11 protein-coding genes and 1 pseudogene are annotated in these 16,549 nt (G+C 70.5%); 9 read left to right on the top strand and 3 right to left on the bottom strand.

Annotated elements, in window-relative coordinates:
• From AB0M27_RS42390 to AB0M27_RS42380, 3 genes are all read right to left on the bottom strand, one after another.
• On the bottom strand, window positions 1–155 hold a 155-nt coding region (locus tag AB0M27_RS42390; protein ID WP_365730681.1), incomplete at its 3' end, for a helix-turn-helix domain-containing protein.
• A 207-nt stretch (window positions 156–362) separates the two neighbouring features.
• Window positions 363–1,001, bottom strand: coding sequence for a CoA pyrophosphatase (locus AB0M27_RS42385; protein ID WP_365730679.1), 639 nt, complete (start codon window positions 999–1,001; stop codon window positions 363–365).
• Window positions 994–1,872: a TetR family transcriptional regulator C-terminal domain-containing protein gene (locus AB0M27_RS42380; RefSeq protein ID WP_365730677.1), complete on the bottom strand. Its 879-nt coding sequence runs from the start codon at window positions 1,870–1,872 to the stop codon at window positions 994–996. The genes AB0M27_RS42385 and AB0M27_RS42380 overlap by 8 nt, the downstream gene beginning before the upstream one ends.
• A 232-nt stretch (window positions 1,873–2,104) precedes the next feature.
• Here AB0M27_RS42380 and AB0M27_RS42375 point away from each other — a divergent pair, with 232 nt between their 5' ends.
• The 9 genes and pseudogenes from AB0M27_RS42375 to AB0M27_RS42335 all read left to right on the top strand — a co-directional run bounded on the left by AB0M27_RS42375 (window position 2,105) and on the right by AB0M27_RS42335 (window position 15,985).
• The gene (locus tag AB0M27_RS42375; RefSeq protein ID WP_365730675.1) at window positions 2,105–2,941 is read left to right on the top strand and encodes an SDR family oxidoreductase; all 837 of its coding nucleotides are present in this window, start codon (window positions 2,105–2,107) and stop codon (window positions 2,939–2,941) included.
• Window positions 2,938–5,019, top strand: coding sequence for an acetate--CoA ligase family protein (locus tag AB0M27_RS42370; RefSeq protein ID WP_365730673.1), 2,082 nt, complete (start codon window positions 2,938–2,940; stop codon window positions 5,017–5,019). Before AB0M27_RS42375 ends, AB0M27_RS42370 begins: the two co-directional genes overlap by 4 nt.
• A 66-nt stretch (window positions 5,020–5,085) precedes the next feature.
• Window positions 5,086–6,273 (top strand): acyl-CoA dehydrogenase family protein, encoded by a 1,188-nt coding sequence (locus tag AB0M27_RS42365; RefSeq protein WP_365730670.1) that lies wholly within the window; start codon window positions 5,086–5,088, stop codon window positions 6,271–6,273.
• Window positions 6,270–7,013, top strand: coding sequence for an enoyl-CoA hydratase/isomerase family protein (locus AB0M27_RS42360; RefSeq protein ID WP_365730668.1), 744 nt, complete (start codon window positions 6,270–6,272; stop codon window positions 7,011–7,013). Before AB0M27_RS42365 ends, AB0M27_RS42360 begins: the two co-directional genes overlap by 4 nt.
• Window positions 7,010–8,500, top strand: coding sequence for a cytosine permease (locus AB0M27_RS42355; protein WP_365730666.1), 1,491 nt, complete (start codon window positions 7,010–7,012; stop codon window positions 8,498–8,500). Before AB0M27_RS42360 ends, AB0M27_RS42355 begins: the two co-directional genes overlap by 4 nt.
• A gap of 226 nt (window positions 8,501–8,726) precedes the next feature.
• Window positions 8,727–10,196 carry a CocE/NonD family hydrolase gene (locus tag AB0M27_RS42350; protein ID WP_365730657.1) on the top strand — a complete coding sequence of 490 codons (1,470 nt, stop codon included), beginning with the start codon at window positions 8,727–8,729 and terminating at the stop codon, window positions 10,194–10,196.
• Between the two features lie 16 nt (window positions 10,197–10,212).
• Entirely contained in the window at window positions 10,213–11,079 is an 867-nt protein-coding gene (locus AB0M27_RS42345; RefSeq protein WP_365730655.1) for a 3-hydroxybutyryl-CoA dehydrogenase, read from the top strand.
• Between the two features lie 178 nt (window positions 11,080–11,257).
• A pseudogene (locus tag AB0M27_RS42340) lies at window positions 11,258–11,512 on the top strand (ATP-binding protein); the annotation flags it as partial.
• A 573-nt stretch (window positions 11,513–12,085) separates the two neighbouring features.
• Window positions 12,086–15,985 (top strand): S8 family serine peptidase, encoded by a 3,900-nt coding sequence (locus tag AB0M27_RS42335; RefSeq protein ID WP_365730653.1) that lies wholly within the window; start codon window positions 12,086–12,088, stop codon window positions 15,983–15,985.
• The last annotated feature ends 564 nt before the right edge of the window (window positions 15,986–16,549 follow it).

Raw genomic sequence — 16,549 nt, 5'->3', positions numbered from 1 at the left:
GAGGTTGCTGAACTGCTGCCCCGTTTCATGTTCTCCACATCGACCGAGGAGAACCGGCGCTCACGGCCGACCCACGTGAACGGGATCTTGCCGTCCAACGCCCACTGACGAAGCGTCATCGGGTGTATCCCGAGACGCTTCGCAGCCTTGGACATCCGCAGCAACTCCATGCACGCAACTATACATGCAACACTAAGGATTACTAACGAAGTTGGTGAGCCTCCAGGAGCGATCGCCATGACGGATCTCTCCTTGGTGCGTGGCGGTGAGAGGACCGGCGGGGGAGGCGACACGCCGTGGGGGGAACGGTCGTGTGGATCTCCTTGCGCCGGGGCGACCCTCCCCGGGTCGTGTCGTCGTACTCAGGTGCGGGTGAAGTCCGGCTGGGTCAGATCGGCGACCCGGGTGGCCCGTCCGAGCAGGGCGACCTCGCGGAACTGCCACAGCAGGGCGCCGGTCGGGGCGTGGATCACCATGCCCCGCCGCAGCGGCATCTGCAGCAGCGGCCGGCCCCGCGGATCCGTCCGCCAGCGCGGAACGTCCGGATCCGTCAGCCGGCGCAGCGGGATCGGGTGCAGCGAGTGCACCTCGTCACGGTTGCGTTCCAGCCGTAGCGGAAGCCGCGGCAGCACCACCACGGGTGTGATGACGAACCCCGAGTCGGTGACGAAGTCGTCCAGCTGTCCCGCCACTTCGGCCGGGCTGGCGCAGACGCCCGTCTCCTCGGCGAGCTCGCGCAGCGCCGCCTGCTGCGGGGTCTCCGTGCCGTCGAGCCGGCCGCCGGGCAGCGCCCACTGGCCCGCGTTGCGGCCGCGGGCGACCCGTTTGATCAGCAGCACATGGGGCTCGTCGCGGTGCGGGTGGAGGGTGAGGCACACGCCCGCGCGACGGGCGTTGGGCGGTGGCGCCGCCGTACGCCGCTGGAAGGCGGCGAGGTTGGCGCGGATGCGCTCCTCCAGCCGGTCCATCCCGCTTCCCGCCGGCTCGTTGGGATCAGGCACCGGCATGTTCCACCTCGCTGTTGGGCTCGCTCTTGGGCGCGAGGAGCTCGCGTTCGATGAAGTCCAGCAGGACGCCCCGCATCCGCTCCGGCGTCACCCCGGGCGCCCCGGTCAGCACCTGGATGGCCAGGCCGTCGGTGAGCGCGGTGAGGCCGAGCGCGAGCTGTTCGGCGTCGGTGTCGGCCCGGAACTGCCCCTGCCGCTGGCCCCGGCGCACGATGCGGACCACGGCCTCGCGCCAGCGGGCGTAGAAGTCGTTGTGGATGGAGCGCAGTTCGGGGCGCAGGGCGGTCTCGGCCCAGAACTGCAGCCAGACCAGCCACTCGTCCCGGACCCGGCCGCCGGCCGGAAGCTGCATGTCGATCAGCCGCAGCAGCCGTGCGTGTGCGCTGTCCACGCTTCTCAGCTCGCCGCTCTGCCGCTCGAAGGCGCTCTCGACGCAGTGCAGCAGAGCGGCGTTGAGGACGTCCTGCTTGGTCGGGAAGTAGTAGTGCACGGCGCCGCTGCTGGTGCCGCAGGCGCGGGCGATGTCGGCGATCCGTACGGCGTGGTAGCCGTGTTGCGAGATCAGCCGCCAGGCGGCCTCGAGGAACTCGGTACGGCGCGCGTCGCCCGTCCGGTCCGGGTCGCCGGGCGTTGTCCCGAGCGGGCCGGCTCCCTGCTCGGCGGGGCCGACCCCGTGTACCAGCCAGTCGACGCTCACCCCTGCGGCCGCTGCGACGGCCGCCAGCTCGCCGGGTGTGAAGCGGCGGTGCCCTTTGAGGGACTTGGACAGTTTTGTCGGTTCGAGGTCGATCCGGGCCGCGAAGTCGCGGTGCGTCTCCGCGACCGCGTCGATGATCCGGCGCACGCGCTCGGCTGTCTCGTCCATGCTGCCGAACCGTAGCGCCTACGTTGCCAAAATCGCAATACAGCCGGTCGCAGCAGGGTGGCCCCCACCTCGGCCTGGATTCTCAAAAGTCCAGCTAGTACAGCCTATTGACACCCCGCAGAGGGCGGGCTCACAGTGATGCCGACTTACCGACCAACGGATCAGTCAGTTGATTGCGATCTGGGTCGCAAACCCGCTGTGGGCCCCGCTGTGGGCACGGAAAGAGAGTGCTGTGGGATCGACACCGCTGCGCCCGGACGTACACGACGACAAGGTCGTGCTCGTCACGGGCGGAGGCACCGGCATCGGCCGGGCCGTGGCCATCGACTTCGCCTCCTGCGGGGCCCGCGTCGTGGTGTGCGGCCGCAGGCCCGAACCCCTGGAGAAGGTGGCTGCCGAGATCGAGGCCGCCGGCGGCACCTGCCTGGCCGTGCCCGCCGACATCCGTGCCGAGGGCGGGGTCGAGCGTGTCGTCGACACGGCCCTTAAGGCCTTCGGCCGCATCGACGTGCTCGTCAACAACGCGGGCGGCCAGTTCACCGCCCCCGCCGAGGAGATCACCCCCAAGGGCTGGCGCGCGGTGCACGACCTGGCCGTGGACGCCGGCTGGGCGATGACGCGCGAGGTCGCCGTCCGCTCCATGATCCCGAACCGCTGCGGGGCCGTCTTCTTCATGGCGTTCTCCCCGCGCCGCGGCATCCCCGGCATGGTGCACGCCACCGCCGCCCGCGCCGCGCTGGAGAACCTCGCCGCCGGACTGTCGCTGGAGTGGAGCCGCTACGGCATCCGCACCGTCTGCGTCGCCCCCGGAACCATCGCCACCGAAGGGCTGGAGGCCGCCTACGACGAGGCGGATCGCCGTCGTTGGGAGCAGGCCGTGCCGCTCGGCCGGCTCGGCCGCCCCGAAGAAGTGTCCGGCCTGCTGTGCTTCCTCGCCTCGCCCGGCGGCTCGTACATCACCGGAACCACGATCACCGTCGACGGCGGTGTCGACGCCTGGGGCACCGGACACCCGGTCCCGGCACGGGAAACCGAGAACGCCCCCCAAGGCGCGGAGGTGACCCCGTGACGATCCTGACCGATGCGACGGCCCCCGCCGTACGCGACCTGTCCGCGCTCTTCGACCCCTCCTCCGTCGCCGTCATCGGTGCCAGCAACGATGAGACCAAATACGGCAACTGGCTCAGCGTCCAGGCGCTGCGCGGCGAACACCGCCGCCCCGTCCACCTGGTCAACCGCCGCGGCGAACCCGTCCTCGGCCGCGCCGTGCACCGGCAGGCCGTCGACGCCCCCGGCGGCGTCGACCTGGCCGTCATCGCCGTGCCCGCCGCCGGCTTCGCCGACGCCGTCGAGGACGCCCTCGCCGCCGGAGCCCGCGCCATCGTCGGCATCACCGCCGGCTTCGCCGAGCTCGGTGAGGAGGGCCGGGTACGCGAGGCCGCCCTCGCGAGGCGCATCCGCCGGGCCGGCGCCGTGCTGCTCGGCCCCAACTGCCTCGGCGTCCTCGACACCACCACCGAACTGCGGCTGGCCTCCAACGATATGCCTGTCGGAGGCATCGGCTTCGTCTCCCAGAGCGGCAACATGGCCCTGGAGCTCAGCCGCTTCCTCGAACGCGACGGACTCGGGTTCTCCCGCTTCGCCTCCCTCGGCAACCAGGCCGACCTCACGGCCGCCGACCTCGTCCGCAGCTACACCGAGCACGACGGCACCGAGCTGATCGCCCTGTACTGCGAAGACTTCGGCGACGGCCGCGCCTTCGCCCGGGCCGCCGCCGACGCCGTACGGGCGGGGAAGCCCCTCGCGCTGCTCACCGTCGGCGCCGGCCAGGCCTCCATGCGCGGGGCCCGCTCCCACACCGGCGCGCTCACCAGCGACTCCGCGGTGATCGACGCCGCCTGCCGGGCTGCGGGAGTCGACCGCGTCGCCACCGTCGCCGAACTCGCCCACCTGCTGGGCGCGCTGCACCGCAACCGGCGCGGCGGCGGACGCCGGGTCGCCGTCATCGCCGACGGCGGCGGCCACGCCTCCCTCGCCAGCGATGTCGCCGAGGCCCGGGGCCTGCACGTCCCGGAGTTCGACGACGACCTCGTCGCCGGGCTGAAGGCCGAACTTCCCCCGTCCGCGGGCACCGCCAACCCGGTCGACCTCGCCGGGGCGGGGGAGCAGGACATCACCTCCTTCGGCCGCGTCCTCGACCTCGCCCTCGGCGCCGACTCGGTCGACTCCGTGCTGGTCACCGGCTACTTCGGTGGCTACGGCGGCTATGGCGAGGCCCTCGCCGAGGCCGAGGTCGCCACCGCCCGCGTGATGGCCGCGCGGATCCGCCACCACGGCAAGCCCGTCGCCGTCCACACCATGTACGCCGACGCGCCCGCCGCCGTGGAACTGCGCCGGCAGGGCGTCTGCGTCTTCGGGTCGGTGGAGCACGCCGCCCAGGTCCTCGGCCGGATCGCGGACCGGGCCGAGCGGACCGCCCCGCACGTACCGGCCGTGCCCGCCCCGGCGGCACCCGTCACCGCCGACGACTACTGGACCGCACGCGAACTGCTGCGTCAGGGCGGGCTGGAGTTCCCCGCCGCCCACCTGGTCCGTACGCAGGACGAGGCCGCCCGGGCCGCCGCCCGGATCGAGGGGCCCGTCGTCCTCAAGGCCATGGGCTTGCTGCACAAGTCCGACGCCGGAGGCGTCGCCCTCGCCCTCGCCGACGAGGCGTCCGTCCGCGCCGCGCACGCCGACATGGCCCGCCGCCTCGCCCCGCCCGGCTACTGCGTCGAGGCCATGGCTGACACCCGCGACGGAGTCGAACTCATCGTCGGCGTACGGCGCGATGCGCGCTTCGGTCCCGTGGCGCTCGTCGGCCTCGGCGGCATCTTCACCGAGGTGCTGCGCGACGTCCGCCTCGGTCTGGCACCCGTCACCGCCACCGACGCCCGCGCCCTGCTGGAACGCCTCACCGCCGCCCCGCTGCTGCACGGCGTACGCGGCCGCCCCGCGGTCCACCTCGCCGCCGCGGCCCGCGCCATCGAGGCCATTACCAGCGTCGCGGCCGCCCACCCGGAGATCGCCGAGCTGGAGGTCAACCCTCTGCTCGTCACCCCGCGCGGCTGTACGGGCCTGGACGCCCGCATCGTCCTCGACGCCTGACACACCTCGTACGAACCTCACGCACTCACATACACGTACTCACGCACCCAGCAGGGAGAAACACCGATGGAATTCGCCTACACCCCGCGCCTGGCCGAGCTCAAGGACCGGGCCGCCGCCCTCGCCGGCAAGATCATGATCCACGAGGACGCGTGCGAGACCGACAACGGACTGTCCCCCGAAGTCCACCGGTCCATCCGCGACGCGGTGCTGGCCAGCGGCCTGCAGGCGATCAACATGCCCACCGAGTGGGGCGGCGCCGGACTGAGCGTGCTGGAGCAGGTCGTCGTCCAAGAGGAGCTCGGCAAGCTCACAAACGCCCTCTGGGACACGGTGTGGCGGCCCGCCAACGCGCTGGCCGCCTGCACCCCCGAGCAGCGCGAGCGCTACCTCGTCCCCGACATCCTCGGACAGCGCCGTGACGCCGTCGCCATCACCGAGGCCGACGCGGGCTCCGACCCGCAGGGCATCACCACCACCGCCACCCCCCACGCCGACGGCACCGGCTACCGGCTCGACGGCGAGAAGTGGTTCGTCACCGTCGGCGACGCCGCCGATTTCTTCCTCGTCCTCGCCCTCGTCGGCGACGAGAAGGCCCCGACCCTCTTCCTCGTCGACAAGGACCTGCCCGGTGTGCGCATCAAGCGCGTCCCGCGCTACATGCACACCTTCGTCTACGAGCACCCCGAGTACGTCTTCGAGGGCGTCGAGGTCGCAAGCGACGCCGTCCTGGGCGAGATCGGCGGCGGCTACGACCTCACCCGCAGCTGGTTCACCGAGGAGCGCCTGATGATCGGCGCCCGCACCGTCGGTGCCGCCGAGCGCGCCCTCGCCCTCGCCACCGAGTGGGCCCGCGAGCGCGTCCAGGGCGGTAGGCCGCTGATCGAGCGCCAGCTCATCCAGGCCATGCTCGCCGACTCGGCCGTCGACATCGCCGTCAACCGCGCCTTCGTCCACCAGGTCGCCTGGGAGTTCGACCAGGGCGGCGACCGCAAGATGCTGCACGCCAAGGCGGCCATGGCCAAGCTGTCCGCCTCCGAGGCGGCGGGCCGCGTCATCGACCGCGCCGTGCAGATCTTCGGCGGCCGCGGCTACATGCGCGACTACCCGGTCGAGCGGCTCTACCGCGAGCTGCGCGTCGACCGCATCTGGGAGGGCACCTCCGAGATCCAGCGCCTCGTCATCGCCAACGAGATCGGCAAGCGCGGCCTGGGCCTCCTGAACTTCCCCACGGACAAGGCCCCCCAGGCATGACGGGCGCCCACGTCGTCGACATCCGGCGCAGCGGGGGCACCGCCGTGCTGACACTGCGCCGCGAGGCCAAGCTCAACGCCCTGTCCACCCACCTCGAACGCGAACTGCTGCGCGCCCTGGACGACAAGGCGGTCACCACCGCGCGAGCCGTCGTCCTCACCGGCGGCGACAAGGTCTTCTCCGCCGGAGCCGACACCGGCGAACTGCGCGCGATGACCCCGGAGGCGATCGCCGCCTACTACCGCGACTCCGGCGCCGTCTACGAGAAGGTCGCCGCGCTGGCGCAGCCCACCGTCGCCGCGATCGCCGGATACTGCCTCGGCGGCGGACTGGAACTCGCCCTCGCCGCCGACTTCCGCATCGCGGACGCGACCGCGAAGTTCGGCCTGCCGGAGGTCGGGATCGGCATCCTCCCCAGCTCCGGCGGCACGTACCGCACGACCCGGATCGTCGGCCCGGCCCGCGCCCGCGAACTCGTCCTGCGCGGCCGCCGGCTCACGGCCGGCGAAGCCCTCGGCTGGGGCCTGCTCACCGAGGTCACCGACGAGGGCGCGCACCTGAAGACCGCCCTGCGGCTCGCCGAGGAACTGGCCGCGCTGCCCCCGCTCGCGATCGCCCTCACCAAGCGGGTCATCGACGTGGCGGCGGACTCCCCGCGCGAGGCCTCCCTGCTCCTGGAGCAGCTGGCGTACGCCTCCCTCAACCAGGCAACCCACCCACCGAACGAGGACCCGAGATGACCGTCACCTCGAACTCGACATCCGCCACGCCGACCACGCCCCCCGGCAGCCGCCCGGTCATCGAAACCCGCTCGATCGACTACGTGCCCCTGGCCGAGCGCCACGGCAAGGTGTGGCACCTGTTCCCGGTGTGGTTCGCCGGTGACGCGCACCTGGCCACCGTCGCCACCGGCGCCATCGGCGTGGCGCTCGGCGGCAACCTCATCTGGACGGCCATCGCCGTCGTCCTCGGCTCCGCCTTCGGCACCTTCTTCATGGCCTTCCACTCCACCCAGGGCCCGCAGCTCGGTCTGCCGCAAATGGTGCAGTCCCGTCCGCAGTTCGGGTACGTCGGCGCCCTACTGGTGTGGATCACCGCGCTGGTGACGTACATCGGCTACACCGCGTTCAACCAGATCCTGGTGGGCCGCACCATGGAGCATCTGGCCGGGGTGCCCAACCCGGTCAGCTACATCGGCTACGCGGTGGTGGGCATCGTGCTGGCGGTAGTCGGCTACGACTTCATCCACCGGGCGTCGCGCTGGCTGACGTACCTCATGTTCGTGGCACTGCTCGTGTTCTCCGTGGGCATCCTCGCGGTGAACCCCTTCAGCCCCGAACAGCTCGACCTGGGCACCTTCGCCCTCGCGCCCTTCCTGGTCCAGTTCTTCACGGCGGCGGTCTACCAGCTGTCCTGGTCGATCTACGTGTCGGACTACTCGCGCTATCTGCCGCCGACGGTGGGCGTGCGCTCCTCGTTCTGGTGGACCTACCTCGGCGCGACAATCGGCGGCGCCTGGATGATGCTCGTGGGCACCGTCGCCGCCGGCCTGTTCCCCAAGGCGGCCCTCGTCGAATCGGTCATCTCCGCCGGTGACGAGATCTTCCACGGGTTCGGCATGACCCTGCTGCTGGTGTCCGTGGTGCCGCTGATCACCATCGGCACACTCAACTTCTACGGCGGCAGCCTGACCCTGCTGTCCAGCATGGACTCGATCCGGCAGATCCGGCCCACCGTGGCCAAGCGGGTGGTCACGCTGGTCGTCATCGGCCTGCTGTCCACGGCGATCGCGTTCAGCTCGGACGAGACGTTCCTCGAGCAGTTCGAGCACTTCCTCGTCGTGCTCGGCTACCTCTTCACCCCGTGGACGGCGATCAACCTGGTCGACTTCTACGTCGTGCGCCGCGCCCACTACTCGATCCGCGAGATCTTCAACCCGCGGGGCATCTACGGACGGTGGAGCTGGCGCGGCCTCGTCTGCTACGTCGTCGGCTTCGCCTCGATGATGCCGTTCGCGGTCGTGGGCGACAGCATGGGCCCGCTGGCGAAGTGGCTCGGCGGCCTGGACGTCACCATGATCGTCGGCCTGGTGGTCTCGGCGGGGCTGTACCTGCTGGTCTGCCGGTCGCTGGACCTGACGGCCGAGCGGGCCGTGGTCGCCACCGCCGACGAGGGCCTGGACCCGGACGCGCCGGCCGGCATGTCCCCCTCGGCGCACTCCGGGTGAGCGCCGGGTGAGTGCCGAGTGAGTACGGCCGTCCCCGTGCCGTTCGGTACGCCCATCCCGCAGGCGGAGCCCCACCGGGTGCGCCTGCGGGACGGCGTACGGCTGCACACCGGGGTCCACCTGCCCCTGTCGCCCACGCGGCGCCCACGGCTCCCGACGGTGCTGATCCGCACCCCGTACGACAAGACGCACCCGGACACCCGGCTGCCCGACATCGCGGCCCGGCTTGACCGAGGCCGGACTCGCCGTGGTGACGCAGGACGTCCGCGGCAAGATCCGCTCCGAGGGACGGCCGGTCCCCTTCACCGCGGAAGTCGCCGACGCCTGGGACACCCTGGACCGGATCACCGCCCAGCGCTGGTCCAACGGCACGGTGGGCTGCTGGGGCAACTCGTACTACGGCTTCACCGCCTGGGCCGCGGCCGCGTCCGCTCACCCGGCCGTAGGAGCACTCGTGTCCCGTCTGACCACCACGGACATCGGCCAAGAACTCGTCCACCGGGGCGGGGTGTTCAGGCTCGGGCCCATGGTGGAGTGCCTGACGTCCACCTGGGCCGGCCGCGCCAATGTCCTGCCCGCCCCCGACTGGTCCCGGCGGCCGCTCGCCGAGTTGCTCGACGCCCTGCCCGACACCGGCGGGCCGCTGCCGCCGGCCGAGTGGGCCACCGCACCGCCCGGCGACGCGCGCTGGCGGCAGCTGGCGTTCGGCGGCCGGGACCCGGGGCACGGGCGGATACCCACCCAACACTGCACGGGCTGGTACGACCTGTTCCAGGGCGGCCAGCTGCGCGACTGGCAGCGGGCCCGAAGCTCGGCGAGCGCACCGCAGCACCTGCTCGCCGGCGCCACCGACCACCAGGACGACGTATTCACCCCGAGCGGGCGCAACCCCGACCACCTCACCGATCCGGCCACGCGGGAGGCCATGCTGGACCGCTCACTTAGCCCGGTGACCGACTTCCTGCTGCGACACCTCGCAGGGGGCGCAGCGGGGGAGTCGTTGCCCTTAGTCCGCTGGCAGAGCTCGAGCGGCAGGTGGCATACCGCCGGGTGCTGGCCCCCGTTCGGAGCGGTCAGCGTCCGGCTCCACCTCCTCGACGCATCTGCCGCGGCCACCGGCCCGCAGGGCGGAGCGCTGTCCGCACGACCCGACACCACGCCGTACAAGGCGAGTTGGGACCACGACCCCGCGAACCCCGTGCCGACCACCGACCTCAACTGGTGGCGCCCCCTGCTCGCGCTGCCGGACGAGCGGACGGTGGAACGCAGGCCCGACGTCCTGACGTTCACCGGCCCCGCCTGCGGCGACCCGCTGCAACTGGCCGGCCCGGTCCGGCTGGTGCTGCCGGTCACCTCCACCGCGGCCGTCGGCCACCTCGTCGTCAAGCTCTGCGAGGTGGCGCCCGACGGCACCAGCCGACGCATCCTCGAGGCGCCGTACCGGCTGTCCGGCGCCGACGAGTGGCACCGGGTCCCCATCCAGCTCGGCGACACGGGACATCGTGTGCAACCGGGCCACCGGCTGCGCGTCCAGCTGGCCGCCAGCTGCTTCCCCCTCTACCTCCCGCACAGCGGGGGCACCGTGCATCCATGGCGGGCGTGCCGCCTCACCGGCAGCACCCAGCGGCTGCTGACCGGCGGGCACGACGGCGCCCACCTTGAGCTCACCGTGCTCGCCAGGCGTACGTACTCCTGAAGGGACGAACGACCGTATGGACACCATCCGCCGTATCGGCGTCGTGGGCGCCGGACTGATGGGCTCCGGCATCGCCGAGGTCTGCGCCAGGGCCGGGCTGGACGTTCTCGTCGCCGAGACCGGCCCGGACGCACTGGCCGCCGGGCGACGGCGCGTCGAGCGGTCCCTCGCACGCGGCGTCAGCAGCAAAAAGCTGTCGGACGCGGACCGCGAACGGGCACTCGCCCACGTGCGCTTCACCACCGACCTCGGCGAGTTCACCGACCGGGACGTGGTCGTCGAGGCCGTCGCCGAGACCGAACGGGTCAAGATCGACGTGTTCGCCACCCTCGACAAGGTCGTGCGGCGCGAGGACGCCGTCCTCGCCTCCAACACCTCCTCGATACCGATCACGAAGCTCGGCATGGCCACGGCCCGGCCCGAGCAGGTCGTCGGCATCCACTTCTTCAACCCGGTGCCGGTGCTCCCCCTGGTGGAACTCGTGCCGTCCCTGCTGACCGGCGAGGAGACGCAGCGGCGTGCGGAGCACTTCGTCACCGCCGTGCTGGGCAAACAGGTCATCCGTTCCACGGACCTCGCCGGCTTCGTGGTGAACGCGCTGCTCATCCCGTATCTGCTCTCCGCGGTCCGGATGCTGGAGTCCGGCTTCGCCTGCGCCGCGGACATCGACCAAGCCATGGTGCTCGGCTGCGCGCACCCGATGGGCCCGCTGGCGCTCGCCGACCTGATCGGGCTGGACACGACGCACGCGATCGCCGCATCGATGTACGCCGAGTTCAAGGAACCGCTGTACTCGCCGCCTCCGCTGCTGCTGCGCATGGTCGAAGCCGGTCTGCTCGGCAAGAAGACCGGCCGAGGCTTCCACGACTACGCGACCGCGTAGGCCTCAGCGGCGGCAGGCCGGCCCTGACAGCAGCGCCGGATGGTCCGCGACCACCGCGCAGGAGCCTGGAGCGATCTCGGTGAAGCCCGCGTCCCGGACGACCGGGAGCCCGCTCGCCGTGAGCGAACCGGTCTGCTACGAGCTGCGCCGGTCGGCCGAGATCGGCCAGCAACTGCTGCCGCTCTGCCTGATCGGCGACTCCGGCACCGGCAAGTCCCACATGCTGATCACCCTGGGCACCGAGGCAGCCATGAAGGGTTACCGCGTCCGCTACACCCTCGCGACGAAACTGGTCAATGAGCTGGTCGAGGCCGCCGGCGAGAAGCAGCTGAACAAGACCATCGCCCGCTACGGCCGCGTCGATCTCCTCTGCATCGACATGGATCTCGACCGCCACGGAGCCGAACTCCCCTTCCAAGTCCTGACCGAACGCCAGGGCCCCGGCGTTCGGTCCGGATGTCCCGGTTCATGGTGATCACGTGAGGCCGTAGAGGGTGAGGACAGCGAAGCTGCCGCACCAGTGCCACGTAGACGTGTTCTGTTTCTTCCGCAAGCCCGAGCAGGCCAAATTCCATACCTCCTGCCAATTTCTGTGGCAGCTTCCGGCCACAGGGCAGAGATTCGCCAGCCTCGTGATCTTGTGCTTCGTTGGTCGCGGTTGACATCTTTCACGCCGAAGTTGGCGCTGTCCTGAGCACGTTCGAGCGGGCAGCGCCTTTCGGTGTGGATCCGTGCTCGCGGATTCGCTGCCTGCGAAAGGTGTCCCATGACGTATGCCCATGCGCGCGGTAGGCGGCTTGGTGCCGTCGGTGTCGCGCTTGTGGCCATCACTGCGGCCGTAGCGATACCCACGGCCGCGATGCCCTTGAGATCCCCCGGGTCCGGCTCCGCGGCCACTGATTCCGGCCAGTCGCTGGCCGTCAAGACGCCGCTTGGCAGCAACTCATCAGCGTCACATCTGCCGAAGCAGCGGCAGGGGGTGGTTCCGGGCCAGGTTCTGCTGACCTTGGACGCGAACACCTCGGTGACCGGAGGTGCGCTGACAGGTAACCGGATGGCGGCCCGCGCTCCCCAGACCAACAACGCCGCGCTGAACAAGGCGCTGCACGCGGCGGGCGCCACATCGCTGCTGCCGGCCCTGCCCTCGCTGCCGCAGGCGTCCGCCTCCTCGCCCACCACGTCGCAACTGCGATCCGGCGTCTCCGGCATGCCCCGGGCGTACGTGGTCCACATGAAGGACCACGATTCGGCGGCGGTCGCCCGCACCCTCGAGGGAACGTCCGGAGTCGCCTTCGCTGAACCGAATCGCTATGTGAACACGATGAACACAGGGGCGCAGCCGCTGTCTTCGAGCGCGGTGCGAGCCGCTTCCGCTGCCGCTGCGGCGGCAGCCAAGACCCCTTCAGCGTCGACGGACGCGATACCGACCAACTACGACCTGGCCTATTCTGCCCAGTCGCTGCTCAACGCCGGCGGCGTCAACGCGGTGGGCGCCTTCTCCACCCTGAAGCGCAAGTTCGGGCAGGAACCCGGAGCCGGCGAGATCATCACCAATGTGTCGATCGGCGACCTGATCGACAAGTCGATGGTGAACGACAGCGACCCTTACGCGTTGGGCACCGGGGCCACCACGGTGCTGCAGGATGGACAGCGCTACCTCGATCTGCCGTCGATGCCGCTGATTCCCACCTACGTTGCCGACGAAAGCGGCGGCTTGAGCGGTACCGCGACCGTGGAGCACGAGGACCCCAGCCTGGGCGAGGTCATGCTGGACTTCGGGGTGATGGCCCCGCTGCCGCACGACCAGCAGCGTCCCGACCGGACCGGCACCGGTTACACCGACATGCTGGGTATAGCCCCAGGAGCCAAGTACCGGCTCGTGGTTCCCCGGCAGCCGACGACCGACCAGATAGCGGGCGCTTTGCTGGCAGCGGCCAACCAGTCGCCCCGGCCGAACGTCATCACCGCCAGCCTCGGCGAAGGCACCGATGTGGTGGGTTTCCCAGGGCGTTACTTCGAGGATGACCCGGTCATCCACAACGTCGTCAACTACATCGTCCACCAGTACGGCATCGTGGTGTCGATCTCCTCCAACGACGGCACCCGCATGTACACCAGCGCGGCGGTCGGCCCGGACGGCGGAAGCACACCCACGGACACCGCCCGCGACGCCGCCGAGGCCACGTCCATCGACGACGACGCGTTGTCCACGACGCCCACGAAGGTCCTCGACTCGGGCGCCATCGCTGCCGGCGGCACCACGTTGGACGACACGCTCGCCGCCCCGGCCGGCCAGTCCACCAACGGCACCGTCGCCGAGACCCGCATCAGCGGATTCGGCGCATTCTCGTCTGGCTTCGGCACTCGCGTCGACCTGTCCGCTCCCAGCGACAACATCATCTCCTTCGAACACCCCACTGCGACGCTCTTCACCTCGGCCGGGGGCCCCTCGGACGTCAAGGTCGTACTCAACGGAGGCACGTCGGCGTCCGCGCCGCAGATCGCGGCGGCGGCCGCGGTGGTGCTGCAGGCCTCCCGCCTGGCCGGACACCACCTGACACCCGCGCAGGTCCGTACCCTGCTGGAGAGCACCGCACGCCCGGTCTCCAGCCCGGCGCAGATCGACCAGACCCTGCATGTGGGACCGCAGATCGACATCACCGCCGCTACCGAGACGGCCCTGGGCCGCAAGAGCGGCAGCTCCGCCGGCCCTGCCATCGTCCGGCTTGCGGTCGCACACCGGGTCACGTTCGCCGCACTCGGCGGCCGCTTTACGGAGGGGACCTACCAGAACCGCATCGATCTCAGCGACATGGCCTCCGGTGGCAACGGTGAAGGCCTGGTCGGCCCGGTCACTTTCGCCGGCGATGTCACAGGAGCGCCGAGCGGAGCGGGGGCGCAGTACACGCTCACCGTCGGCTCCACGGTGTGGCGGTCCAGCAATCCGGCGATTCGGGTGATGCCGGAGCAACTGCTCACCGCGGCACATTTGCCCGTGGTCTCCACCCAGGTTCGCACCATCCAGCTCGACTACCGCGTCCTGCTCCACGGACGGGTGCGGGCCGGCGTGCACCGCACCTTGACCATCGAACCCAGCGACGGCCGCTACGTCGAGGCCACCGCACCCCGAGCCCCGGCCGTCGTCTCGGCAGGCCAGGCGGTCACGGTGCACTACGACCTGACCGGCGTCACCAAGCTCAGCAACCCCCAGCTCGTGCTGTCGACCGTGGGCCACTGGAACCCGCTCCTCGCACCCATCTTCGACGCCGCGTGGCACCAGGATCTGAAGGCCACTACCGGGACCGTCACCATTCCCGCGAGCGCGTTCGACGGCGGTGGCGGCATCTACGGCATCGGCATCTCCCAGATCACGGAAGATCCGAGCCTTCCCTTCCGCAACACCTACGGAGAGTTCGCCCCGATCCGGATCCAGGGCAGCTCCGCGGCCGACCGCCCGGCCGCACCGCTGATCACCGGCGCGAGCGGGCCGGCGGGACACACCTCCGAGGTCAACCGCGCCAAGCCTGCCTTCAGCCTGGCTTACGACGTGCGCGACGTGCCCGGAGCGACGTCGGCGCAGGTGGAGTTCTCCGCACCCGCTCCGGCGTTCAGCGGATTCAACACCTTCATCAACGCCAACGGCACGAAGCTGGACGATGACGGCGTGGACACCCCCTCCGCCGCCCATCACACGCTGCCCGCCACCTCTGGCACAGTACGCCTTGACGCGCTGGAACTCGGCCTGAGAACCTCCGAGTTCTACAACGTACGAGTGTTCGCCCTCGACAGCCGGGGCCGCGTCCTCGGCCAGGCCTCGCCGACGTCCATGCTGCAGGTCGATGACGGACTCGCACCCGACGACAGCACCGTGACCAGCTTCGCCATCGACGGCACGGACTCCCTGGCCGCCCTGCGCCTGCCATCGGGAGGGTCGGTGGTACGGCACTACGACCCCACCACCGGCACCTACGGCAATCTCCTGACCAGCGACGCCCCCAACTCGGTCTACGGCGTGCTCGGCGTGATACCCGCCACGCACCACGCCCTGCTCGTCCACCAGGAAGACGCCTTCGACGGCGGCGCTGTGTCGCTGGAGACCTGGAACACCGCCACGGACACCCTGGTCAGCACGGTGATGATGCCCACCGGCTACACGTTTGTGACCGGAAAGGTCGACCCCGCCCGGGGCCGGGCCGCCGTGCTGCTCAGGGACTCGACGCAGGACACCAGCGCACTGCTGCCCATCGATCTGTCCACCGGGACCGGCGCATCACTGATCCCGCTGCCGGACGCGGCCAGACTGTTCCCGTGGCAATTGATCGACATCGATTCCACCACCGGTGATGTCAGCCTGATGCCGGCTTCCTCCACCGACATCTGCGGTGGGAGTGTTGACGTGCCCCGGGTGGATCTGGACACCGGAACCGTGACGAGTGCGGGGTCCACCTCCCGGTGCACCCGAAATCTCGCCTCCGACGGCGCCGGCACCCTGTATGGACTGACCGCACACTCGGCGAATCCCGCTGCCGCGCCCACCAGCGTCCTCTCCACGGTCGTCGGTGACGACCAGACCAGCAGGCAGATCCCCATCCGGACCGGTACGGCCACCTCACTGGCGATCGACAGCACGAACCAGCTTGCGGTGACCGGTTTCGACCGGCCGGCGGGGATCCCCAGCGGCCATCAGCAGGGATGGATCTCGGACAACAACGCCACCGCCCAGATGCAGATCACCGATCTCAAGACCGGTCAGCCGGTACGGACTTTGTCCGGCTTCAGTTTGGCGACAGCCGACCGGACCAATCTGCTGCAGTACATGCCGCGCCTCGTGCAGCTGGACCCGGCAACACGTACGGGATGGACCCTCGGGCTGTATGACGCCCAGATCCAGCAATTCTCCTACTGACGAAGGCAATGACATGACCGACGGCCCGCGGGCCATCGGCTGACAGCGGGGCGGGGAGCGGTCAACCGCTCCCCGCCCCATCCGTGCCCCATCATGACGATCGGCGCCGGCAGGCGGGCATTCGCGATGCCCTGACGCGGGCGGTGCCCGTTGCAGAGCCGCTCGAAATCGCCCAGGGAAGCTAGAGGTCGCCCCCGAGCGTCGTCGTCACGACAGTCAGTCTCTTCGATTCAGGTTCGTGCGCCGCACACTGCTCTTGAACCACCCGAGTTCGTCCATGCCCCCGCCAAGTCACCTACCTCGCAGCCTGGTTCGGAGCCGACGGAGCCCCTACTCCACGGTATGAGTCCCCTCGTTTCCCATGAAAGAGGTCGCGACTCGGCTTCACGGGACAGCTCGTCGGGGTCGACCTCCACCTGACGAAGCCGCAGCGGGCCGCCGCCCTCCGTGGCGGGTGTGTCAACTTAACGGCCCTGTCTCACTTTCGGTGGTGACGTAGCGTGCTGTTATCCAAGGAGGATGCGGTGGCGGAGCAGGGTGAAGCCTGCTCGTCCGTGCATCTGG

It is taken from the genome of Streptomyces sp. NPDC052107 (assembly GCF_040680215.1).
Classification (GTDB): Bacteria; Actinomycetota; Actinomycetes; order Streptomycetales; family Streptomycetaceae; genus Streptomyces.
This window is presented reverse-complemented; position numbering and strand designations above follow the sequence as displayed.

Bases quoted from the DNA above. Each gene is read 5' to 3' on its own strand.
- AB0M27_RS42380 (WP_365730677.1), bottom strand. From the start codon at position 1,872: ATGGACGAGACAGCCGAGCGCGTGCGCCGGATCATCGACGCGGTCGCG.
- AB0M27_RS42365 (WP_365730670.1), top strand. From the start codon at position 5,086: ATGGAATTCGCCTACACCCCGCGCCTGGCCGAGCTCAAGGACCGGGCC.
- AB0M27_RS42360 (WP_365730668.1), top strand. From the start codon at position 6,270: ATGACGGGCGCCCACGTCGTCGACATCCGGCGCAGCGGGGGCACCGCC.
- AB0M27_RS42355 (WP_365730666.1), top strand. From the start codon at position 7,010: ATGACCGTCACCTCGAACTCGACATCCGCCACGCCGACCACGCCCCCC.
- AB0M27_RS42345 (WP_365730655.1), top strand. From the start codon at position 10,213: ATGGACACCATCCGCCGTATCGGCGTCGTGGGCGCCGGACTGATGGGC.